The sequence below is a fragment of the Coleofasciculus sp. D1-CHI-01 genome (assembly GCF_040218875.1).
Lineage (GTDB): Bacteria > Cyanobacteriota > Cyanobacteriia > Cyanobacteriales > Coleofasciculaceae > Coleofasciculus.
Genome location: NZ_JAVJQP010000021.1, coordinates 16,811 through 34,358 on the forward strand (window position 1 = coordinate 16,811; position 17,548 = coordinate 34,358).

General features: G+C 46.3%; 10 protein-coding genes and 1 other RNA gene. 6 read left to right on the forward strand and 5 right to left on the reverse strand.

Translation table 11 applies throughout. The annotated features are described in order from the left end of the window. Positions 1-3 precede the first annotated feature (3 nt). Positions 4-185, reverse strand: a non-coding RNA gene (gene ssrS / locus RIB93_RS03995) — 6S RNA. A 160-nt stretch (positions 186-345) separates the two neighbouring features. Between ssrS and RIB93_RS04000 the strand changes: the two genes are divergently transcribed. Beyond that, positions 346-1,275 (forward strand): pentapeptide repeat-containing protein, encoded by a 930-nt coding sequence (locus RIB93_RS04000; protein WP_446370506.1) that lies wholly within the window; start codon positions 346-348, stop codon positions 1,273-1,275. A 109-nt stretch (positions 1,276-1,384) separates the two neighbouring features. On the opposite strand, the gene RIB93_RS04005 is transcribed toward RIB93_RS04000, so the two are convergent. Further along, positions 1,385-2,518 (reverse strand): 5-(carboxyamino)imidazole ribonucleotide synthase, encoded by a 1,134-nt coding sequence (locus RIB93_RS04005; RefSeq protein WP_446370508.1) that lies wholly within the window; start codon positions 2,516-2,518, stop codon positions 1,385-1,387. Positions 2,519-2,780: 262 nt separating this feature from the next. On the opposite strand from RIB93_RS04005, the gene RIB93_RS04010 reads away from it, so the two are divergent. The 4 genes from RIB93_RS04010 to hisS all read left to right on the forward strand — a co-directional run bounded on the left by RIB93_RS04010 (position 2,781) and on the right by hisS (position 8,022). Beyond that, positions 2,781-3,605 (forward strand): inositol monophosphatase family protein, encoded by an 825-nt coding sequence (locus RIB93_RS04010; protein WP_446370510.1) that lies wholly within the window; start codon positions 2,781-2,783, stop codon positions 3,603-3,605. A gap of 568 nt (positions 3,606-4,173) precedes the next feature. Continuing rightward, the gene (locus RIB93_RS04015; RefSeq protein WP_446370512.1) at positions 4,174-5,127 is read left to right on the forward strand and encodes a J domain-containing protein; all 954 of its coding nucleotides are present in this window, start codon (positions 4,174-4,176) and stop codon (positions 5,125-5,127) included. A 274-nt stretch (positions 5,128-5,401) separates the two neighbouring features. Beyond that, positions 5,402-6,367, forward strand: a complete 966-nt coding sequence (gene egtD, locus RIB93_RS04020; RefSeq protein ID WP_446370514.1) for an L-histidine N(alpha)-methyltransferase — start codon at positions 5,402-5,404, stop codon at positions 6,365-6,367. 266 nt (positions 6,368-6,633) lie between these two features. After that, positions 6,634-8,022 carry a histidine--tRNA ligase gene (hisS, locus tag RIB93_RS04025; protein ID WP_446370516.1) on the forward strand — a complete coding sequence of 463 codons (1,389 nt, stop codon included), beginning with the start codon at positions 6,634-6,636 and terminating at the stop codon, positions 8,020-8,022. 192 nt (positions 8,023-8,214) lie between these two features. On the opposite strand, the gene RIB93_RS04030 is transcribed toward hisS, so the two are convergent. Then, the gene (locus tag RIB93_RS04030; protein WP_446370518.1) at positions 8,215-8,751 is read right to left on the reverse strand and encodes a peptidoglycan-binding domain-containing protein; all 537 of its coding nucleotides are present in this window, start codon (positions 8,749-8,751) and stop codon (positions 8,215-8,217) included. Between the two features lie 444 nt (positions 8,752-9,195). After that, on the reverse strand, positions 9,196-13,500 hold the full coding sequence (locus RIB93_RS04035; RefSeq protein ID WP_446370520.1) for a S8 family serine peptidase: 4,305 nt from the start codon (positions 13,498-13,500) through the stop codon (positions 9,196-9,198). Between the two features lie 1,122 nt (positions 13,501-14,622). On the opposite strand from RIB93_RS04035, the gene RIB93_RS04040 reads away from it, so the two are divergent. After that, positions 14,623-16,149 (forward strand): hypothetical protein, encoded by a 1,527-nt coding sequence (locus tag RIB93_RS04040; RefSeq protein WP_446370522.1) that lies wholly within the window; start codon positions 14,623-14,625, stop codon positions 16,147-16,149. A 298-nt stretch (positions 16,150-16,447) separates the two neighbouring features. Here RIB93_RS04040 and RIB93_RS04045 read toward each other — a convergent pair whose 3' ends face one another. Next, complete coding sequence (locus RIB93_RS04045; RefSeq protein ID WP_446370524.1) at positions 16,448-17,413, reverse strand: acyl-CoA desaturase; 966 nt, start codon at positions 17,411-17,413, stop codon at positions 16,448-16,450. Between the last annotated feature and the right edge of the window lie 135 nt (positions 17,414-17,548).

Consider the following 17,548-nt stretch of genomic DNA (forward strand, 5'->3'; position numbering starts at 1 on the left):
TGCAGGTTCACCAGAACGCCGTCTTGCCTCAGCTTATGACCTGGAAAACCAGGTGGGTATCGTGGACACTCGTTTTAAGTTTCCGGGTTCATGCCCGGTCTACTGCCACAAGGTCTCTCGATTCCCTTTTACATACAGACAAGATCAAAAAACACTATTGGCAGTCACCAACGTCCCAGTGGAACCTGTACCCCTATTTTAACGATTTATTTCTAGATGTCTACTGTCCCGTATCGCCACCTTCTGCAGGGGCGCATGGCGTGCGTCATGAAACAGTCTGCTGTTCATGCCTAATCATGGGCTGTCGCTCTAAGCTAAACTGATGAGTGTCATCGATCGCAAATTATGTATGATGTTCGGGGTTATGGTCAGATGGTGTACAGCGAACCCCATTCCTATCTTGTCAAACTGGGGTTATTCCACTGGAACAGTTGGCGCGAGAAGCATCCTGATGTTACTCCCATGCTGGAGGGTGCTAACCTAAATTTATTGGATTTGAGTGGGTTTAACCTGAGAGGGGCTAACATTCAAGGGGCGAACCTCTTTGGCACGGATTTGCTGGAAGCCGACTTGACCGATGCCAATCTGAGAAAAGCTGATTTTACCGGCGCAGATTTTAGAAATGCTCTTTTAAGCGGCGCTGATTTATCTGAAGCCCGATTGATTAGAACTCAAGCGTTAGGTACAAACTTTGAGAGAGCCATATTTACAGGAGTTTGCTTAGAAGATTGGAATATTGATAGTACAACCAACTTAACTGGAGTTATCTGCGACTATGTTTATCTTAAATCCAGATATTCTCCTAAGAGTAAACGATATGTACTGCAAGAACGCCGTCCTCATAGTGGTACATTTGAGCCGGGTGAGTTTACAAAGCTTTTCCAAAAAACGCTGGAAACCGTTGAGTTGATTTTCCGCCAGGGGATTGATTGGCAGGCTTTTCTGGTTGCTTTTCAAGAGTTAGAGAAGGAAAACGATAATTTTCCGGTTTCTATTCAAGCCATTGAAACGAAGCATCGAGGTACTGTCGTTATCCACCTCAAAGTTTTTCCAGAGCAGGATAAGGCAAAAATTGAGCAATCGTTTAAGCAGCGCTATAAACAGGAACTTCAACGCATTGAGGCAGATTATCTAGAAAGGTTAGGTGTTAGAGTTCAGTCAGAGGATTTAATCACCAAGTATCGCCAACGAAATGCTGATTTTAAAGCGATGATTCAGATTATGGCTCAAGCTCAAAGTGACTTTGTTTTAAAGGGAATTTCCGAGTTCGAGTGATTTGTCTTATGTCTTATGTCCTTGGCTGGGGCGGGTTTAGTCACGTTATCGGTTGTGTTGGATAGTATTATCGGTAAAACCCGCCCCTACACAATCAACAATCAAGACTTTAACCGTACCACAGGGTTTCTATTGTTTGGGCGATCGCCTGGGGGTTCTTCCCTGAGCTAGAATCTAGGAGAACGGTGACATGACCGAGTTTGCGCCCAGGGCGCGATTGCTTTTTCCCATACCAATGCACATAAGTTTGCGGCTGACTGGCGAGTTTTTGCCGTTTTTCAAGGTAATCATTTTGGGAATATTCGTAACCCAATAGATTAACCATGACCGCTCCATTACACTTAAGTGTTGGTTTTGTCAATGGTAATCCGGCAACTGCCCGTAAATGCATTTCAAACTGCGAAGTTTCACAAGCATCTAGACTAAAATGTCCAGAATTGTGGGTACGAGGGGAGACTTCGTTGACATATACCTGATTATTGGCGGTGAGAAAGAGTTCAATCCCAAACACACCCACGGCTTGTAGACTATTGAGTAAGGTACGTGCGATCGCGTTAATCTCTTGTTCTGTCTCTGGGCTAATCGGGGCGGGAATAATCACCCGACGGCAGACTTGATTTTCCTGCTGGGTTTCGACAACCGGGTAAACCACTACCTCACCGCTTACAGAACGAGCCGCGATCACAGCTAATTCTCGTTCAAAGGGTATAAATTCCTCGACGAGTAGAGGTGTATCGGCAAGTTTTTGCCAGAGTTCCTGGAAACTCTCTCTATCCTTAAAAATAAACGTGCCTTGACCATCATAGCCGTGACGTCGCGCTTTGAGAACCAGGGAAAAATTCAGTGTATCAGGGTTGAGGGGTGTCTCTAGTAAGTTAAAAGCAGGTTGGGGTAAGCCAATGTCACGTAAATAGCAACGTTGGTGATATTTATCGAGTAGGGGGGCTAAGGCGTCTAGGCGGGGGCGAAAACAGACACCTTGGTTTGCCAAGGGAAACAACGCATCCAAATTAATAAATTCATTCTCAAATGTGATCACATCACAATGGGCAGCTAACTTTGCCGTCGCGGCGGCATCATCAATCGGGGCAAAGATGGTATCGGAGGCAACACTAACGGCTGGATCAGTAGGCTGGGGTGTTTGAATCACCAAATCCAAACCCAATGATTTAGCCCCACCTCCCATCATCCAAGCCAGTTGTCCACCACCGATTACCCCTACTCGTTTCACAGTCTTAGCCATCAATAGGTTTGAGTCACTCGTTTGCCATGTTAGCGGATTTTGGTGTCAACGTTTTAGGACTTAGGCACAGATCCTGCTTAGGTTAGCAGGGCTAATTCATTTAAGGAAAGCTGTATTATTCATTTAAGGAAAGCTGTATTTATGAATTCAGCCAAACCGGATTGGTAAATTATTAAGGCGCAAGTTCTTAAGTGCTTTATTATAGTCAAACCCATCCCGACTATCCGAAAAACTCAAAACTCTAATAACCTAATAACCAACCATGAGCCAACCCACACCCGATCAACTGCAAATCTTTCTTGATATCGCCACAGAAGCTGCGATGGCAGCCGGGGCAATCTTGCAAACCTACTGGGGTAAACTAGATGCCGTAGAAGAGAAAGGGCGTCCAGGTGATTTAGTCACCGTTGCAGATAAAGAAGCAGAAGCCGTCATTTTAAAAGTCTTAAGGCGTCATGTCCCCCATCATGCTATTTTGGCAGAAGAATCGGGTCAAGGGGGAGATCAACAGAGTAAATATCGGTGGGCAATTGATCCCCTCGACGGCACTACCAATTATGCTCATCAATACCCCATTGCCTCTACATCAGTGGGATTACTCATTAACGAAATCCCGCAAGTGGGAGTGATCTATAATCCCTTTCGCAATGAACTCTTTCGCGCCGCTAAGGGATTAGGGGCGACTTGCAACCGCCGTCCCATTCACGTCTCTAACACATCTACTTTCAATCAAAGCTTACTGGTAACTGGCTTTGCCTATGACCGTCGCGAAACCCCAGATAATAACTATGCCGAGTTTTGTCACCTAACTCACCTCACCCAAGGGGTTCGCCGCAGTGGTTCAGCCTCACTGGATTTGGCAGATGTGGCTTGTGGACGCTTAGATGGTTATTGGGAACGGGGAATTTCGCCCTGGGATATTACGGCTGGTGTAGTATTAGTGCAAGAGGCAGGTGGCACAGTCACCGCTTATGATGGTAGCCCCCTCGTCCTAAAATCTGGACGAATTCTCGCCACCAATGGTCAAATTCATGACCAACTCAGCCAGGAACTTTTACAGACACCACCCCTGTCCAGTTGGAATTGAGAGCAAGTCCGTCTAAACTGAACTCTTACACCATTTTTAGTCAGTCCCGACATCCGCCAAGACCTTAAGGATGTTGTCGGCTAATTCGGAAAACCTAATCCCCAGCCCCCTTCCGTTCCCCTTATAGATCCCCCTTCCGTCCCCCTTATAGATCCCCCTTCCGTCCCCCTTATAGATCCCCCTTCCGTCCCCCTTTTGATCCCCCTTCCGTCCCCCTTATCGATCCCCCTTATCGATCCCCCTTCCGTCCCCCTTCAAAAGGGGGAGACCAAAGGGTGCTTCGCTTTTGGTTCCATGGGGGAGACCAAAGGGTGCTTCGCTTTTGGTTCCATGGGGGAGACCAAAGGGTGCTTCGCTTTTGGTTTCATGGGGGAGACCAAAGGATGCTTCGCTTTTTTTCCATGGGGAAGCCAAAGGATGCTTCGCTTTTTGTTCCATGGGGAAGCCAGATTACCCCTATCTTGGGAGATGTATTTTCTACAATAGCTATGAGGATGTCAAGGGGGTCTCTTATCTCTAAGGCAGACTATAAAACTATTCTTTCGTCACAGCAATTGGACAGCACCCTATGGCTTTTGAAATTGAACGCGGACTTTTTAAGTATGATTTCACGGATTATCATGCCATTCTAGGCGTTCCCGTCGATGCGGATGAGAAGACAGTCCGGAAGCAGTATCTCAAAGTAACTCGCCGTCTCCACCCTGACAGCAGCAAATTCAAAACAGATGAGGAAAAACAGCAAGCCAATGAACTGTTAACCAAACTCGTCAATCCTGCCAAGGAACAACTGTTTCGCGGCAGTCGCGACTATAGGATCAGTTTAGGACACATGGGCAAGCGTCTAGCCGCAGAAGGAGGAAAAATTTCTATTTATAGTGACGTGGCTAAACAATTGGCAAAAGCTGGTGCAAATGCCGATGCTGTTTATCGAAACTCCTTGAAATCGCTAGCATCTAAGCAATACGAATCTCTTGATCGAGTCGTGGACGTCACTGGCGAAATCAGTGAACTCAACTTAGTTTACTTGATGCTTCAAGGAAAAACATCCAAATCAGGCATCGGCAAAACCTCTCCAGGAACAGCCGTTTCCAAAACAGCAGGACCGGGTAAGGCGGTCAAGAAAACCCAAGCTGGTGCCGCTACCAGTGATGCCTCAACCAAGGGGGGTGGAACTCAAGAAGGCTCAAAAGTTGCTGCCTATATCAGCCGTGCCGACAGCTACATGCAGAAAAACAATTTTGCGGGTGCTGTTTTAGAATTACGAGAAGCCCTCAAATTAGAGCAAACCAATAGCAAATGTCATGGTTTATTAGGGTTAGCTTATTTAAAGCAAAATCAAGTGTCCATGGCTAAGGTTCACATTAATAAAGCCTTGCAATTAAATCCGCAGGAAGAAAACGCCTTGAAAGGGAAACAATATATCGACAAATTAACCCAGAAATCGGGTTCAGGCAAAAAGCCGAAAGAGCAATCGGGTGGCGGGGGTCTATTTGGAGGATTGTTTGGCGGCAAGAAAAAGTAAGGGAATCAGGGACAAAGGGTCAACTGCTGCGTCCCCTTGTGGGCGCAGCTTGTAACTAATGTATAGCATCACCTTGCTCAGGGAAAATGTATCCTGGCTTCCCCAGCTCCCCCAGCTCTCCCAGCTTCCCCCGCTCCCCCTCACCACAACACTTATTCCGCAGCCCCTAAGTATTCAACCGGACAATGAGATAACTTGCAAAAAGGATCGTTGGCGGTAGATGATAGGAGAGGAATCCACCCTTTAGGTGGTTAGCAGATTGAACGATAGGTGGATGAATAATCTAGAGTTTTACGATTATAAGCCGCACCTAAGCAGCTTACGTGAGGAGATATTCAAGGGTTTGACTCAACCCCAAAAAGCGATCGCGCCCAAGTTCTTTTATGATAAACGTGGGTCGGAACTGTTTGATCAGATCTGTGAGGTGGAGGAATACTATCCCACCCGTACAGAAATTTATCTGTTAAAAACCTATTGCGCTGACATTGCCCAACTCGTGGGTCAAGATTGCTTACTGATCGAGTATGGTAGTGGTAATAGTACCAAAGTCCGCTTACTGTTAGATGCCTTGCCGCATCTAGCCGGCTATATGCCTATCGATATCTCTCAAGAACACATGCTGCAAGCGTCAGCAGAATTAGCACAACGCTATCCTGACTTGGATGTGATCGCCGTTTGTGCAGATTACACTCAGGATTTTCAACTGCCACCCTACAGCAAAAAACCCGTCAATCACAAGCTAATTTTCTTTCCGGGTTCTACGATTGGCAATCTTCATCCCCAGGAAGCACTCCATCTGCTCAAAACTTCAGCCAGTCTTTTGGATAAAGGCGATGGTATGTTAATTGGTGTCGATTTGAAAAAAGACCCAGCTATTTTAAATGCTGCCTATAATGATGCCCAGGGAGTTACGGCTGAATTTAATCTCAACCTGTTAGAACGGATCAATCAGGATTTAAACGCTAATTTTGATTTATCCCATTTTCGCCACTGGGCTTTTTATAATAAAGATGAAAGCCGCATTGAGATGCACTTAGTCAGTCTCAAGGAACAAACCGTGGTTATAGATAACACACCGTTTCACTTTCGTCAAGATGAAACGATTCACACCGAAAACTCATATAAATACAGTGTTGAAGAGTTCCAGGATATGGCAACTTATGCGGGATTCGAGGCTCAAAAGGTATGGACAGATGCTGATCATCTCTTCAGTCTCCACTACCTAACGATTAGCCATTAGAAATTTTAATTCCCGGTTCCCTAGAAGGGCGGGTTTAGTCAAATTATCGGTTTATGGCAAAATGTGAGCGGTAAAACCCGCCCCTACATCCCTGTTCCCTGTTCCCTGTTCCCTGTTCCCTGTTCCCTGTTCCCTGTTCTCCGTTCCCTGTTCCCTGTTCCCTGTTCTCCGTTCCCTGTTCCCTGTTCCCTGTTCCCTGTTCTCCGTTCCCTGTTCCCTGTTCCCTGTTCCCTGTTCCCTGTTCCCTGTTCTCCGTTCCCTGAAAAATGGCAAAAGCTGACAAAATAAACTTTTCTTGTCCGAGTGGTTTTCCCGAATTTCTCCCAGGCGAAAAGCGCCTGGAGATGTATTTAATCGATACCATCCGCCAAGTTTTTGAGCGATATGGATTCACACCCATCGAGACGCCAGCAGTTGAGCGATTAGAAGTTCTGCAAGCCAAAGGAAATCAAGGGGATAATATTATTTACGGGTTGCAACCAATTTTGCCGCCCAATCGCCAAGCCGAAAAAGAAAAGGCGGGAGAAAGTGGTTCAGAAGAGAGAGCATTAAAGTTTGATCAGACGGTTCCCTTAGCGGCTTATATTGCCCGTCACCTGAATGAACTTCAGTTCCCCTTTGCCCGCTATCAGATGGATAATGTATTTCGGGGAGAACGGGCAAAAGCCGGACGCTATCGCCAATTTCGCCAATGTGATATTGATGTGGTGGGTCGTAATAAGCTAAGTTTGCTCTATGATGCTCAAATTCCAGCGATTATTGCCGAAATTTTTACGGCGATTAATATTGGAGACTTTTTGATCCGCATAAACAATCGCAAAGTTCTCAGTGGGTTCTTTGAGTCGATTGGTTTAGACGAGAGCAAAATTATGCCCTCCATCCGGATTGTGGATGCAGCCGAGAAAATTGGCGAAACAAAGGTGAAAAAAGCGCTCCTGGCTGAAGGGTTATCCGATGAACAAGTCGAGCAAATTCTCACTTTCACCAAGATTCAGGGTTCGGTGGATGAGGTGTTGGCACAATTAAACGCCATGCTTGAGGATAAACCAGACGCTCAGGTATTGAAAACGGGCATTGCTGAACTAGAAACGGTGATTACCGGAGTGCGGAATTTGGGGGTGAGCGATCGCGTATTTTGCATTGACCTCTCCATTGCCCGTGGATTAGATTATTACACGGGAACGGTGTATGAAACAACACTCGTTGGTCATGAAGCCTTGGGCAGTATTTGTTCCGGGGGACGGTATGAAGAACTCGTGGGTATGTTTGTTGGGGATAAAATGCCAGGAGTGGGCATTTCCATCGGCTTAACTCGGTTGATGAGTCGGTTGATTCAAGCCGGGATGCTAGAATCCTTCTCCTCCACACCCGCTCAAGTGATGGTGGTGAATATGCAAAGTGACCTGATGCCTTTATATTTAGAAGTATCTCAGAAACTGCGTCAGGCCCGAATTAGTACAGTGACCAGTTTTGAGGAGCGTTCTGTAGGCAAACAGTTACAGCAAGCTGATAAACGGGGAATTCCCTTCTGTGTCATTATTGGCTCGGAAGAAGCAGCCGCTCAAAAATGCGGTCTGAAAAACATGAAAACCGGGGAGCAAATTGCTGTCAATATAGAGCAGCTAGCTGATGAGGTGAGCAAGCAACTAGCCTAAGCATTCCTGTAGAGACGTTGCATGCAACGTCTCTACAGAATGGGCAATTTTGTAGCATCAATTACAGACAATGCCGTTAATAATAGATATAAAAAGCAGCTACTGTAAGCCTTACAGCCTTCTTCCATCTGCCTTCGGACTTGGAGCTTTCTTGTACTAGCGATCGCACATTTGAGAAAAATCAACCATGAACTACACTGCCACCAAAGCGTCTTGATAACGGTTATGGAGTAAACTGACATGAACTTGACTAAGAGCATACCAGGTTTGCTCACTGACCACTCCATCTTCCACTAAGCCATGACGTTTTTGGAACGATCGCACAGCCGATTCCGTTTGTTCGCCAAAATCACCATCAATTGGCGCTGAATAATCCTGAGTCAGATGCAGCACCCACTGTACAGGAATCACCATATCATGTCTGCTCCCTCGATTGAGTACAGGCATATTAACCGGGGCACCCTGATAAAGAGCTTGCCACGTCAGGGAATCGACAATACCATCGGCTTTGAGGAACATACTTTGCTGAAATTCCATCACAGCATCATGGACACAGCGATCAAAATACCCTCCCATTGGACCCGTGTAGGTACCGCACTGAGCCAAAAGCTTTTGCAGTTCTAAAACCTCGGCTCCCACCGAACCCAGTTGCAGTATAGGTTTTTGAACCGACGATTTAGCTGTGAGTCTAACCTTGGATGTTGTTTCTGGATTAAAAAGCGCTTGCATAATACAGTCCTCATAAGTTTAAGTACTGGACGCCAGGAAATAAATTTCCGGCTTAAAGCTAAAGTAAGCTAAAGCTTACTGGGTAAGTCTTTGAACCCGTTTGAACGGGATAAGAGCTTTGAGAGGAGTATTTGAGTTCAGGGCTTAATGAGCGTGACATTAATTTTAAGATACTGTTGATATCTGGGAACTTATCCTAGCTAACCCAATCAGCCTTGTCATCATCCGATTGGGCAATTGGGTGCAAGGATGCATTCTATCTCAACTTAATCCTACAGTAGGTTTAACGGAAGGGAAATCATGCAAAAGCGATCGCGCCTGAGTGGGAAGGTTCAAGTACGCGATCGCTTAATTCAATTTAACGGATTTTATCTCAACCTGTGGAAACCCGCGCAGGCGGGTTTCGTTTGTGTAGCTGCGGTTTCAACCGCCAAATTAACTAGGCTAGGCGAGGATAAAATCGCTACTGTTGAGGGCACTCGCTTGAATCCCACTCAAGATAGCTAGGTCTGTATTGAAGGCACTAATCCGAGTATCATTACCATCTTGAATCAGGTCGAGCTGTTGGAACGTGATACCCAAACCACGAATGCCAATCCGGTCAATTTCTAGCTCAAAGTCGGTAATCGTGTGAGCCGCACTCGGAGCAAAGCCATTCACAATCCAGAACTGCTCATCACCATTACCGCCTGTCATGGTGCTACCCCCATCACCACCGAACAATAGATCATCACCGTCGCCGCCTGAGAGTTGGTCATTGAAACCAGCAATGAGGATATCATCACCTTTGCCGCCATCAAGACTATTATTGCCGGAACCAAACGAGGCATTAAGAATATCATCGCCATCGCCACCAGACAGTTGGTCATTAAAGCCAGCTAAGAGATTGTCATCACCTTTGCCACCATCTAGGCTGTTATTTCCTGTACCAACAGAAGCATTAAGGATATCATCACCGTCGCCGCCCAAAAGTTGGTCATTGGAGCCAGCGAAGAGGTTGTCGTCACCTTTGCCCCCATCGAGCAGATTGTTCCCGCCACCATTAATGGCATTGAGGATATCATCGCCTTTACCGCCATCAAGCACGTTATGACTGCCACCACCGGAAACATCAAGGATATCGTCACCCTTACCGCCTAATAGGTGATCATTAGAGCCAGCTAATAGAACATCGTTACCTTTGCCGCCATCAAGCAGGTTATTTCCGCCACCATTGGAAGCATCAAGGGTATCATGACCTTTGCCGCCAAACAACTGATCGTTGAAGTTAGCTAACAGTTCATCCTTGCCTTTACCCCCATCGAGCAGATTATTCCCTGCACCATTGGATACATCCAGAAGATCATTGCCAGCTTCACCAAATAATTGGTCGTAGCTATTGCCAATCAGCGTATCATTGCCTTTGCCGCCGTAGAACTGATTCCCACCTGCACTGGCTGAACCATCAACCTGATCATGACCACCCAGGGCAAAAACGATGACTGGACTATCCGTAATGGTGAAAACATCATTGCCATTGGTGCCAAATAGAGTTTGTGGAGGAATTTTTTGGTTGCCAAAGTCGATATTGGTGACTATATCACCAGAGCCGAGAGTTACTTTCTGACTACCACCGATAGGAAATGAATTACCCGTGAACGATAAGTTGTCAACCAGTAATCCTGAGTCAACAACGGTATCTCCCACGTCCACAACCCCGATTCCCAGGGTAAAAGTACCGGCGGTTTGGAAGGTATAGGAAAAGGTGTCAAATCCTGTTTCTTCATCGAAAATGGTTGGAGAGAATCCAAAAGAGCTATTGGTATTCGCTAGCGTGTCCAACGTGTTTGACACAATCGAAACGAAGCCAAAATCGTTGAAGGAAGTGGGCGTAGCTTCGTTGGTAAGGAAGTTCCAATCAAAGCTCAATTGAGTGCCAGCCGACACTGTTACTGTTTGCTTGATTGCTGAACCAACGGTAGCATTGCCATTGCCCAAACCATCTAGGCTTCCGGAAGTCAACCCCAGGAAAGTTTCTAGTTGGGTATCGCTTACAGAAGCACCGCCGTTAGTGAGTAACGCTTGATTGGTTCCCTCGGTTGGACCCGAACCAAAGGAAGCTGTCTCGATAGTCGTGTTACCCGTTGTTTGCCAAGGATCAAAGCTACCCGTTTCAAAACCACCGTTAAAACTTGGAAAGGTCTGCTCCCAACCGGGTTTTAGCACCTCGGCAACGGTGTAAGTCCCTGGATTCAGGTTAGTGAAGGTATAGTCGCCGTTGATATCGGTTTTCGTAGAGGTCTCACCAGGATCGAGTTGACCGTTTTGATTATCGTCTAAGTAAATTGTCCAACCCGCCAAACCTGGCTCATTGGCATCTTGTTTTCCATCCCCATTAAAATCATTCCACTTACTGCCGCTAATTTCTCCTGGCTGAGGTACTCCGACAAACACATTATCGATCGCCCAGTTATCGAAGCCATTACCACTATGATTAACTTGACGCCAGCGGAAACTGGTGCTACTGGTTTGGGCTGCGGTAGGAACTGTTTCGGTGAGGGTTGTCCAACTGGTGAAGTCTTCGGTGTCATAGAGTCCAAGCTGAGTCCAGCTAGTACCACCATTGATGGAATATTCCAGTACTACATCTTCCCCTGGATCAGCATTCTCACCACCATTCGAGCCATTGCCAAAGATGATGTCGAAGAAGACTGTACCGCCGCTGGAGACATCGACAAAGTTGGTGGTGGCAAAGCGAGAGTTCCCGCCAGAAGCACCACCGTTAAACCATAGGGAGTTCCCATCACTACCGACAAAGTTGCTATTGGCTGTGCCATTGGTGATGGTTGACCATTGGCTATTGTCAATGTCGGGGTCAAAGTCATCAACAACACTGTTGAGAATCGGTGGTCCAACCGTTACATTGTCTATTGCCCAGTTATCGAAATTATTGCCACTGTGAGCGATTTGCCGCCAACGGAAGTTGGTGCTACTCGTCTGAGCCGCAGTAGGAATCGTCTCCGTTAGGGTTGTCCAAGTGGTGAAGGCTTCAGTATCGTAAAGACCAAACTGGTTCCAGGTGCTGCCACCGTTTGTGGAGTATTCCAGCACCACGTCTTCTCCGGGATCGGCATTCTCGCCACCATTGAAGTTATCGCCAAAGATCAGGTCAAAGGTAATCGTGCCGCCATTCGCGACATCGACCAGGTTGGTGATGGCAAAACGAGAGTTCCCGCCAGGAGAACCGCCGTTGAACCACAGGGAGTTCCCATCACTGCCCACAAAGTTGCTATTAGCTGTACCGTTGGTGATGGTTGACCATTGGCTATTGTCAATGTCTGGGTCAAAGTCATCAAAAATTACGGGAAGCACTGCAGGAGGGGTAGAGCCAGTCAGGGCACTGTAGGCATTGAGCCGCCCACCTGTAACGGTTTTTCCTTGTAATGCTGGAATTGGGTCAACAGTTGCCAGGATACGATCCTTGACCTGTTGGGCTGTTAATGTCGGGTCGTCAGACCAAATTAAACTGGCAACACCCGCTACGTGAGGGCTTGCCATGGAAGTCCCACTTGCAAAGCCGTATGCACCCCCAGGAATTGTACTGTATACGGAAGAGCCTGGTGCGCCTAGGTCTACGGATGTTGATCCGAAACTAGAAAAACTAGACAGTTGATCGTCATCGTCGGTGGCAGCGACGGAAATAATGTTATCTAGGTTATAACTGGCAGGGTAATGGGGGGAAATGTCGGTATTTCCACCAGTATTCCCCGCCGCCGCGATAAATAACTGGTTTGCAGCACCCGCCGCCGCGATCGCATCATACAGAGCCTGAGAATAAGGACCTCCCCCCCAACTATTATTGGTCAGGTTAACGTTGACTCCATATACCTGCTTCATCATCGTTGCATATTCTAAACCCTCAATAGCATCAAAGGTATAGATACCGTATGTATCTCCAATTTTGAGGGTCATAATTTGGGCGTTCCAATTGACACCCGCTACGCCAATGCCATTATCTCCTTCAGCACCTATTGTTCCTCCTACGTGAGTGCCATGTCCGACATTATCTTCAGGGTTAGGATCATCAAAAGCAAAGTCATAGCCGTGGACATCATCAACGTACCCATTGCCATCATCATCAATCCCATTCCCTGGAATTTCTCCTGGATTTGTCCAAAGATTATCGTTCAGATCTGGATGGGTATAATCCAAGCCAGAATCCATCAAACCAACCACCACATTACTGTTTCCGGTCTGGATATCCCAGGCTTCTGGAGCATCAATGTCGGCATCAGAAGTACCGCCTGTTTGTCCAGTATTGTTTAGCCCCCAAAGTTGATCAAAACTAGAATCATTGGGAATAGTTGCATTGAAACTGTGGATATAGTTCGGTTCAATATATTTAAAGGCGGGATCGTTCCCATAAAGGGCAATGGCTTCAGCGACGCTCATCCCTTGGATTTGCCAACGCTCAATTCCCAAGCTTTGAGTTGACTCTATTACCTTGGCTCCCAGGCTAGTTTTGAGAGCGCTAATTTGATTCGTGGAAGTCTGTTGTTGGGGTCGAACAACTAGCTCACCGGCGGCGTAGTGTGTTCCTTCTACACCCATTGTGCTAGATAGTTCTTGCACTAAGGCTTGGAATTCAGGTGACTCCATCTCTCGCTTGGACGCAACGGCTACCTGATTCGTACTCTCACCTTCTACGTCTACTGAGCCATTGAGTTCAATTTGGCTGTTTTCATCAAACAAATCATCGTTAACTGACATAGTTTCCGCTTTCGGGCGTCAGCCCTTAAAAATTAACCTGAATTTAACCTTACTTATGTAGCCGTAAGGTTAGGACATCGATGTCTAGTTGATGAGTATAGAAGTTTCTTTGCCGGAAATCTAAATAGTTAACAAAACTTATGAATATCCACATAACCAACTGTGCCAGCCGACATTGAAACCCCTATAGGACTAACGCAATCAGGTTAATTTAGCCAAGGGTGACTTCATCGGATTGGGTATTAATCGAGCGCTCAAAGGATAAAAAAATGATTAGCTGGTGGGGGGATTATTTAGTTGTCTGTGTCAATCTGTGTCTCTTAGGATTTACTGTTCTAGAAAGTCCTATCCCCTCTGTGTCATCTGTGTTTTTGTCAAGACTTAGTAATGATTTTTATCGAAACTTTAACAAAATACATGCGTCCAAGGAAACATGGGGAATGAGACGAAAACCAAACATTATACAAAGTGTTACGAAGATTCAAGGGGTTGAGCTGTCTCAAAATTAATTTTGCCCGAAAAATACCCACCATAGATAATATACCTGAAAATCGCACACTAATCTCACAATTGCTGCAACCCTTGAAAATTCGTAGATAATTCCGGAAAACGGGTCAAAAATGAGCAATTATGACGCTTTGTTGAGATGGAAGCATGATTTAAAAATTTAAACCGTTCTGGTGGAAAGAATAGTTTAAATTATCATAGATTGACAAATTTAGCCGAAACGATATGGAGTCAAGCTAAAGATCATGTCAGTAGCGCAGGATACAGAAAGAGTCAAGGGGTATGTCGTGAATCGTGGTATCAAAAGAAGTGCGATCGCTCGCTGTGCCGGATCGGATTCGTCTAACGTCCACTATTAATCAAGTACCCGATTCTGTGATTAGAGAATGAAGCGAAGCGAAATGAAGAATATCTCCAGATACTGATGCTTATTCCGACGCTTGTTACTGGCTAACACTTCGCGTTACGCTACTGGATTGACACAGCTAAAATGATGGAAGAGACTTGACGATTGAACGCGCACAACCTGCGCCCCTACAGTTTCCGGGCTAATGGTTAATTGCTCAAATAAGGTGTGCCGAGCCACTACTAACATGACACAGCTAAAATGGTGGAGTGGATTCTACCGTTAAATCGGGCGCACGCCATGCGCCCCTACAGTTTATGCACTACTCATCTTTATTGGTATTACTATCCTTATCCCTATCGTTCCCGCTACTTTCGCCTTCAACGGCAAATGCTCAAGAGACAACAGCACAATCTAGCTTTGCCCAAGGATTTTGGCGTCCCGCCGAACGATTGGTGCAAGAACAACTGAATTTGATTAATCGGATTGAGCGAGCATACTACAGTCCGAATGTATATCAAGTAGAAGCGACGCGATCGCAACTTTTCTTACATCTGGGCAAAGTGGAACGCTTCTTGAATAGTCAGTATCGAATTCCCCAGTTTCTCTGTAATAATGGAACGCCTGATCCCAATGTTCCTGCACCGTTAACCTTACCCCAGCGACAGGTGTACTGCACTCTTTATGTATCTACCCAAAAGCTGGAACCAATGGTTGATCTGTTAGATATGCGGTTACCGATGCTAGCTGGGTTAGCTGCACCCAGTACCGTACCCGATGAACAACGCCTGGGTTTACGGCTGAATTTAGCCACACCACTTCGTCCTGAATTTGCACCTGTACCCGACTTCCCAGAACCGGAACCGCCTGTCTTGGGTATGCCGACAAAGCGCCCCCTTACAGACTATCAGAGACAGCCGTTACAACCTGCGATCGCGCCTCCGGAAGCTGTCACCCAAACTCTTTTAGCCACACGGGAACAACTATTACCCACATTACCAGCGTTTCCCGACTCTGCTCGTATAGTTGATCCTGGTGTTTACTCAGTAATTCCTACCCAAAGCACTTTGGGTCTTTTGCCCTTAGAACCCCAGCGATATGCCGAGTTTCTTGACCAACCCAACACCGGAATTGCCCGTATCTTTCTCGCCGAAAGCTATCAACCCGATCCCAATAAGCTGCGAAACCGCCTGCAATCTCCCCTCCCCCAACCGTTTCCCTTAACGACTGGAGAAGAACCTGCTACGGATTACGTTCCCAGCTTGGCGTTGGAAATTGAAAATGGAAACTTCACCATTCCTTTGCAGGGGCTAGATTATGGTTTTATCGTCAATTTGGGTGATGTTTCTTTAGACGAAATCAACGCCAATCTAAACACAATTTCTACGCTTACACCCGAACAACGGGATTTATTCCTAAATTATCGTCCACCCAATGAAGTAGAAGCCTTACAAATAGACCAACGGCGCTTTTATACAGGTAAAGATGGGATTGGGTTTGTCCCGCCTTTAAGCCCACCGGCGGCTATCGGTTCAGAGGTAAAATTAAATAATACGTATTTGGTTCGATTAATTCAATTCCAGTTACCCGAAGCTGTACTGGAAGGAGAACCAATTTCCCGGGCGCAGCGCCGTTATCTACCAGAAATACTCAACACACCCAGCAGCGATGTGATTGTGGCGTTTCAACCCGTTCACCAGCGTTTAGATGGGAGTTATACCGTGCTGTGGCGTTTACTGTATCGGTTTAGTGATCCCCAAATTGAAAATTTAGCCGAATATGTTGATTTAGAGTAGGGGCTTGGTTCCCAAGCCCTTACTTGGTTCCCAAGCCCTTACTTGGTTCCCTTGGTGACCAAGCCCCTACGAATGCCCGGTATATAATGGCAAACGCGATCGCACTCCCTCTGCTCCCAGACGTTCCACGCCTTACGTCTCTACAACCCCTTGACGGAGCGTGCGCCCCTAGGATACGGGTTAATTTGGCTCTGGGAATAATTAATTGTATCTGAATCAATGTTTAATCCTTATCGTCATCAACAACAGTCAAGTATTCCCTCCAAACCGGGTTAAGAGTGAGGATGACAACGCCATATCAACCTTTCACCCTTCTCGGAGCCGGTTTCTTGACCGATGTCCTAGAGGGGTGTTCAGAACCTACCGATGTTTTTACGCTAGCTGGTAACTCGGAAGACTGAAAGCTTAGAACCTTGGCACACGCCAGCAGCTTGGTTTCAGTAGGCACTTTAAGCTTTGACGCTAACTTGAAGAACTCAAGCGTTTTAATGAAGCTAAACGTGGGATCTGGAAGATAGACAACCTGTCCAGAACGAATGGTTATCCCCTGGCGACTGGATGACTGAAAGGCATGATGGAGATTATGCCAGCCTTCACCCAGAGTTAGAAAGGCTACTAACTTATTATTGCGACTGAGATCATCAGTGATAAAAGGTTGTTCCCCCACAATATGGCAAAGGGAGTTGACGGTTTGCACGCCATGAAACAGCAGCGTTGTGCTGAGAAAAAAAGCACCCAGATATTCAACACCACCGATGAAATAAGAAATCACTCCCAGTGCTACTAGAGGGATAAAGTGCAAACGATCAATCACCTTTAAAACAGTATCACTCTCAACATCGGCAGGTAGCTTGTCAGGAAAAAAGCGGGGAGATAATAGCCAACCTCCTTGAGACCAATAGAATCCTCCGATCCCTTGAACGGGTGTATAGGGGGAATGGGGATCGAGATCTTGATCGACATGCTTATGATGGGCTATATGGTGCGCTTTCCACCAACTTGGACCCATCTGTCCCGCCGATGCTCCCACAATACTTCCCAGCCATAGAACTGGAGCAGGAGCCTGATAGCTTTTGTGGGTGAGTAGTCGATGGTAGATGCCGGTTGTTGCCAGCATACGGATGACATATAAAAATATGATCCATAGGCAAGCGCCCCACGATAAACCCGTGATTAAAACAAGTAACGATCCGATATGGCTAAAGATAATCAGCGTTGGACCGATTAGATAAGAAATAATTGTCAGTGGAGAATACTGTTTCATTTTGTTATATTGTCATAAAATGATGGTGGAATAAGCCGTTAATGAAACCTGCCCCTAGTTTCCTTTTCCTATTACCGAAAAACTCCTCTGACCTACAAAACAACCACATAACCTACCCTTGTCAAGTCATGCGGT

What these genes read in the sequence shown, in the direction of transcription:
- RIB93_RS04000 (WP_446370506.1), top strand. Translation starts at nt 346, where the DNA reads ATGTATGATGTTCGGGGTTATGGTCAGATGGTGTACAGCGAACCCCAT.
- RIB93_RS04005 (WP_446370508.1), bottom strand. Translation starts at nt 2,518, where the DNA reads ATGGCTAAGACTGTGAAACGAGTAGGGGTAATCGGTGGTGGACAACTG.
- RIB93_RS04010 (WP_446370510.1), top strand. Translation starts at nt 2,781, where the DNA reads ATGAGCCAACCCACACCCGATCAACTGCAAATCTTTCTTGATATCGCC.
- RIB93_RS04015 (WP_446370512.1), top strand. Translation starts at nt 4,174, where the DNA reads ATGGCTTTTGAAATTGAACGCGGACTTTTTAAGTATGATTTCACGGAT.
- egtD (WP_446370514.1), top strand. Translation starts at nt 5,402, where the DNA reads ATGAATAATCTAGAGTTTTACGATTATAAGCCGCACCTAAGCAGCTTA.
- hisS (WP_446370516.1), top strand. Translation starts at nt 6,634, where the DNA reads ATGGCAAAAGCTGACAAAATAAACTTTTCTTGTCCGAGTGGTTTTCCC.
- RIB93_RS04030 (WP_446370518.1), bottom strand. Translation starts at nt 8,751, where the DNA reads ATGCAAGCGCTTTTTAATCCAGAAACAACATCCAAGGTTAGACTCACA.
- RIB93_RS04035 (WP_446370520.1), bottom strand. Translation starts at nt 13,500, where the DNA reads ATGTCAGTTAACGATGATTTGTTTGATGAAAACAGCCAAATTGAACTC.
- RIB93_RS04045 (WP_446370524.1), bottom strand. Translation starts at nt 17,413, where the DNA reads ATGAAACAGTATTCTCCACTGACAATTATTTCTTATCTAATCGGTCCA.